The 620-nt window shown below is 73.9% G+C and carries 1 protein-coding gene; it reads left to right on the top strand.

Features of this window, described 5'->3' with window-relative positions:
• A partial coding sequence (locus DMH12_RS38755) for an NPCBM/NEW2 domain-containing protein (protein ID WP_185832790.1) occupies nt 1-470 on the top strand: 470 nt, incomplete at its 5' end.
• Nucleotides 471-620 lie beyond the last annotated feature (150 nt).

Genomic DNA, 620 nt, shown 5'->3' with positions numbered 1-620 from the left:
CACCCCCACCGCCGGCATCACCGCCCCCACCCGCCCGGACCGTCTACCAGTGGAACGAGCTGGCGTACGACGTGCTCGGTGACGGCACCCGGCCCGAGATGCGGCTGGCCGAGAGCAGTTGGGTGTGGCAGCGCTCCGCCCTGTCGATCGACGGCGTGCGGTACGCGCACGGCGTCACCGTGCACGGCCGCTCCTCCGTCACCATCGACCTCAACCGCTCCTGCTCGTCCTACGACGCGCTGGTCGGCGTCGACGATCTGACGATGAAGCTCGGCAAGGTCCACTTCTCGGTCTTCGCCGACGGGGTCCGGCTGTGGAACTCCGGGGCGGTCGAGGGCGGTGGTCCGGCGGTGCCCGTCCATGTGGACGTCTCGGGGCGCGAGACCGTACGCCTGGTGGCCGAGCCGCACGGCCCGCTCGACTCGGTGGCGCTGGCCGACTGGGCGCGGTCGCGCTTCACCTGCGCGTAGCGCCCCGGCGCCACCCCGCGCCCTACGGGACCGGCTGCCGTGGCCGGAGGCCGCGCACCGCCTCGTCCAGTTCGCCCAGGAGGTCGCCCGGGGTGAGGGCGGCGCCTTCGGCCTGCACGGCGGCGTACCGGCGCTCTCTTTGGGACGGGT

Source organism: Streptomyces sp. WAC 04229, from assembly GCF_003947455.1.
GTDB lineage: Bacteria > Actinomycetota > Actinomycetes > Streptomycetales > Streptomycetaceae > Streptomyces.
This window is presented reverse-complemented; position numbering and strand designations above follow the sequence as displayed.